The sequence below is a fragment of the Secundilactobacillus sp. MJ173 genome (assembly GCF_059704265.1).
Genome location: NZ_BAAKGN010000021.1, coordinates 1 through 5,352 on the forward strand (window position 1 = coordinate 1; position 5,352 = coordinate 5,352).

Here is a 5,352-nt window from a genome sequence, read left to right on the forward strand (position 1 = left end):
AGTTGCCGAAACTAGTGGCTCAGCCCGGGAATCAAACAATCGTTATCCCGTTGGCTGCCCAAACCAAGACTGAAATCGGACCAGTAGTGGAAGCCACGACTACCACGGTCAACTATGAAACTCCAGATGGTACGGTACAAGGAAGTGCTCAGTTAATCGGTACTCCTGGAACGCCATTTGACCGTTATCAAGTTCTGGCCTATGTTCCGGCTGGCTGGCAGTTGGCCATTCCAATCAGTGAATTACCGCTGATTATAGCCCAAGCTACCAACCAAACGGTGGTCATTCCGCTAGTTGCCCAAGATGATACAGGAACGCCACCAGCACAGCCAGCACAACCTGAAAATGGTAATGGTGGTGGATCTACTACAACTACCGGCCAATCGAATGGTCAAGTACCAACTGATCCAGAGCAACCCAATTCATCAACTGATAACGGCGGTGCAGTGACGCCACATACGCGACCGTCTATTTCGACGAGTGACTCGCAAGCAGGCCAAGTTTCGGCAGGTGAACAGTCCTCATTAACTGCAGCGACTGGTCTACACGAAGATAGTAATAGTGGTCGGGCAGTTGAAATTGAGAGAACGGTGCAAACAGCGCGTTTAACAACGTCTAAGCATCAGACAGGTTCATCTAAGGCGCAACTACCGCAACTACCACAGACGGATGAAACAACACCAACTCAACCAACACTTATTGGCGGATTGCTGCTAAGCATCCTTGGCTGGTTTGGTCTTGCGCATCGAAAACACGAAAAAGATTAATTAATAGTAATCAAAAAAGGTCTTCGCAAGGTTATCCTACCTACGAAGACCTTTTTTGATGATTGTGAAACATATTTTGTAAATTGGTTAATTGATATGGTATGTGAAAACAGGAGTGGTATAGTAATCTAAGTATCCATCAAAACTAATAGATGGTCGTAATTATCAGACATTAAACAGGGAGCAGCATAGTTATATGAGAAATATCAATCAATCAAGTAAACAAAAAAAGTCGCACCATCAGCAAATTGAGTGCAATATCGAAAAATGCTGGGTACGTATGGGAGTAGTCACCGTCACGCTGTTGACAGGATTTACTTTCAGCATGGCGGTAACTGGTGTTCAGGCAGTTGCGGATGCCAAAGGGACAACAACTCAAGAAACCACCGCCAATGATGTTTCTTCGTCTTCTGAGGCACCAGCAAGTTCAAGCTCAGATGAAAAGGATCCAGCAAAGAATGATGAATCATCGGTATCGAGCAGTAACGCTACATCGGTAACAAATACCAGCAGTACCGCTTCTAGCAGTCAGTCGAGTAGCTCAGATACAGCATCGTCAGGAGCTTCAAATACATCAAGTACGGATAGCTCGAGTTCCTCGAGTACAGACGATTCAAGCCAATCCAGTGAAAGTAAGTCAGCTACTGATGTTGATGTAAACGGACATTCGTTAAAATTCGACTCATCAAGCAATGAAAAAACGGCAACTTCTTCGGCTGAAACCAAAGAAAAAGCTCAAGTCGCTGACGTTAAGAAAGATGCAGACGGTAACTATTGGCTAGCAGTAGCGGATGAAAAGACCGGGGTTAACACTTATACCCAATTAACGGATTATAGTTACAGTCAAAGTACAGATAGCTCAACGTACACCATTACGGGATATACAGGCGAACTACAAAAGTACTTAGCGGGTGGTACAACCCCTGAAGCGGTGTCTGCTAAAGATATTACTTTACCCGATACTTATAACGGTGACCCGATTACAGCAGTTGCTGATGGGGCTTTTAATTATAAGAATGTTAGTGGTGCTGTTACTATTTCTAATTCGATTACCAACATTGGTAGTAATGCTTTTGCGAATAATGATATTACGACGTTAAATTTGGGTAAGGGCGTGCAAGTAATTGGCGACGATGCCTTTTCACGTAATACCAGTGACACAAGATCAAATAATGATATTAATACAGTTATCATTCCAGATTCAGTAACTAAGATTGGTGACAGAGCTTTTGCAAATGTACAAATCAAACAGTTACAGTTTGGTGATTCAGTATCTGATTTAAATTCAAAGCTTGGAACGATTGGTGTGGACGCTTTTTCTGGCAATCAGATTAGTGGCGTTATTACAATTCCTGGTAGTGTAACGTCAATTGCTATGAATGCCTTTGCGGACAACCAAATTAGTATCGTAATGCTTGACCAAAAGATTGATACAATTGGTCAGAATGCGTTTGATCCTAAAACAACTGTCATTGCGAAAGATGCGGATGGTAATTATTGGACACTAGGTTCTGATTTAAAGACGTATACGCTGTTAACTGATTATAAATATGCCCTTAATGTGGATGGCACATATACGATTACGGACTATACCGGCAACTTACAGAAATATCTTGGTGCTGAATCTCAGGACGGGTCAATAACTAATCTTACGATACCAAGTACTTACGATGGTAAGCAGGTAACTGAAATTGGGGCTTTTGTCTTTAATAATAAGAATATTACTGGCACTGTCACAATTCCTGATTCAATTACTAAAATCGATAATGATGCTTTTGCGAACAATGATATTACAACGTTGAATTTGGGTAAGAATGTGCAAATAATTGGCGACGATGCCTTTTCAATTCAGAAAAGTAACGCTAATCCTGATCGTGGCATTAGCGCAGTTACCATTCCAGATTCAGTAACTAGTATTGGACAGAATGCGTTTACGAACAATCGAATCACACAGCTACAATTTGGTGATTCCACATCTGATTCAAGTTCAAAGCTTGAGACGATTGGCGAGGATGCTTTTTCAGGCAATCAAATTAGTGGTGCCCTCAAGATCCCTGATGGTGTAACCACAATTGATCAAAATGCTTTTGTGAACAATCAAATTAGTGCAGTAACCCTTGGACTTGGCGAAAAGGTTGACGCGATTGGACAAAATGCTTTTGATGCGACTGTAGTTGTAAAAGATGCGGATGGTAATTATTGGTCACCAGTTACGGATCCTACAAGTGGCGAGGTTACCTCATATACGCAGCTAACGGATTATTCTTATACTTCAAATGATGATGGCACATATACTATTACAGGATATACCGGTAATTTACAGAAGTATCTTGGTACTGAATCCAAGGATGAACTAACTAACCTTACGTTACCAAGTACTTACAACGGTAAGAAAATAACTGAGATTGGGGCTAATGCCTTTAATCATAAAAGCATTAGTGGTAGTGTCACAATTCCTGATTCGATTATCAAAATTGATAGTGATGCTTTCGCAAATAATGATATTACAACGTTAGACTTGGGTAAGGGTGTACAGGTAATTGGCGAGGATGCTTTTTCACGTAACCCAAGTGACACAAATTCGAACAATAATATTAGTACAGTTATTATTCCAGATTCAGTAATTAGTATTGGTCAGAATGCGTTTACGAATGATCGAATTAAACATCTGCAATTTGGTGATACAGATTCAAATTCAAAGCTTGAGACGATTGGTGAGGACGCTTTTTCGGGTAATCAGATCGGCGGTACGGTTACGATTCCTGATAGTGTAACGTTAATTGGTATGAACGCTTTTATGAATAACCAAATTAGTGGATTAACCATCGGTAAAAGTGTTCAAACAATTGGTATGAATGCTTTTGTGAATAACCAAATTCGCACAGTAGCATTGGGTCAAAAAGTTGATGTCATTGGTCAAGATGCTTTTGATGGGAACACTTTAGTAGCCATGAAGGATGCAGACGGTAATTATTGGAAGCCCACTATGGATCAAGATGGCAAGGTTACCTATACGCAGCTAATGGATTATGATTATGAGCTTAATAGCGATGGAACATATACCATCGCAAAATATACTGGTGATTTGCAGAAGTATCTTGGTACTGAATCTCATGATGTTATGTTACCAAGTACTTACGATGGTAAAAAAGTAACTGAAATTGCTGATGGCGCTTTTGCAGATGCCGGTATTAGCGGTAAAATTGTTATTCCTGATACAGTGACTAGTATCGGTCAGGATGCTTTTACCAGAAATAAAATTAGTGCTGTGGTGTTGGGCAGCAACGTTAAAACAATCGGGCAAGATGCTTTTTCAGCTAACCAAATTAGCGGTACTATTAACGTTCCAGATTTGGTAACTAGTATTGGTACTCGAGCTTTTACGGACAATAATATTACTGGATTAATTCTTGGTAAAAGTGTTCAAACAATTGGTGAGGACGCCTTTTCGGTCAATCAGATTAGTGGTCCTGTGGTAGTTCCGGATTCAGTGACTAGTATTGGTACGCGGGCTTTTACGGACAATAATATTACTGGATTAACTCTTGGTAAAAGTGTTCAAACAATTGGTGAGGACGCCTTTTCGGTCAATCGGATTAGTGGTCCTGTGGTAGTTCCAGATTTAGTGACTAGTATTGGTACACGGGCTTTTACGAATAACCAAATTAATGGATTAATCCTTGGTAAAAGTGTTGGAATAATTGGCGAGGACGCTTTTTCGGGTAACCAAATTAGTGATACTGTCACGATTCCTGCTAGTGTAACATCAATTGGGATGAACGCCTTTGCGAACAATCACATAAATGCAGTAGCGCTGAGTCAAAAACTCGATACAATTGGTCAGAATGCCTTTGATCCTAAAACGACTGTAGTTGCAAAGGATGTGGCTGGTAATTATTGGACACTTGGCGCGGATTTAAAGACATATACGCAGTTAACAGATTATACGTATACTCAAAATAGTGATGGTACGTACACCATTACTGGCTATAATGGCAATTTGCAGAATTATCTTGGTACTGAATCCCAGGATGGGCGATTAAATTATCTCACGTTACCAAGCACTTACAACGGGAAGAAAGTTACCGGAATTGGCGCTTATGCCTTCAGTGATAAGAATATTACTGGTACTGTCACGATTCCTGATACAGTGACTAGTATCGGTCAGGATGCTTTTACCAAAAATACAATTAGCTCCGTAGTGTTAGGTAGTGGCGTTAAAACAATCGGTCAAGATGCTTTTTCGGTTAACAGAATTAGTGATACTGTTACGATTCCAGATTCAGTTATCAGCATCGGTGTGAGAGCTTTTGCAGAAAATTGGATTAGCGGTGTTAAATTGGGTAATCATGTTCAAATCATTGGAAACGATGCTTTTGCACATGATACAAGTTTACCGAATACATCACATAATCAAATTAGTGGCACTGTCGAAATCCCTGACTCAGTTATCAGCATCGGTGCGAGAGCTTTTGCGAATAATCAAATTGATCAGTTACAATTTGGTGATACAGGTTCGGATTCAAACTCAAAAGTAGCAGCAATTGGTGTGGACGCTTTTTCAGGGAATCAAATCAAGGGGACC

General features: G+C 40.6%; 2 protein-coding genes. Both read left to right on the forward strand.

All coding sequences use genetic code 11. The features are described from left to right. Positions 1-767, forward strand: a 767-nt coding sequence (locus AC6H04_RS03455) for an LPXTG cell wall anchor domain-containing protein (RefSeq protein WP_497570368.1), incomplete at its 5' end; no start/stop codon positions are given. Between the two features lie 280 nt (positions 768-1,047). Continuing rightward, the coding region (locus tag AC6H04_RS03460; protein WP_497570369.1) for a leucine-rich repeat domain-containing protein at positions 1,048-5,352 on the forward strand (4,305 nt) is incomplete at its 3' end.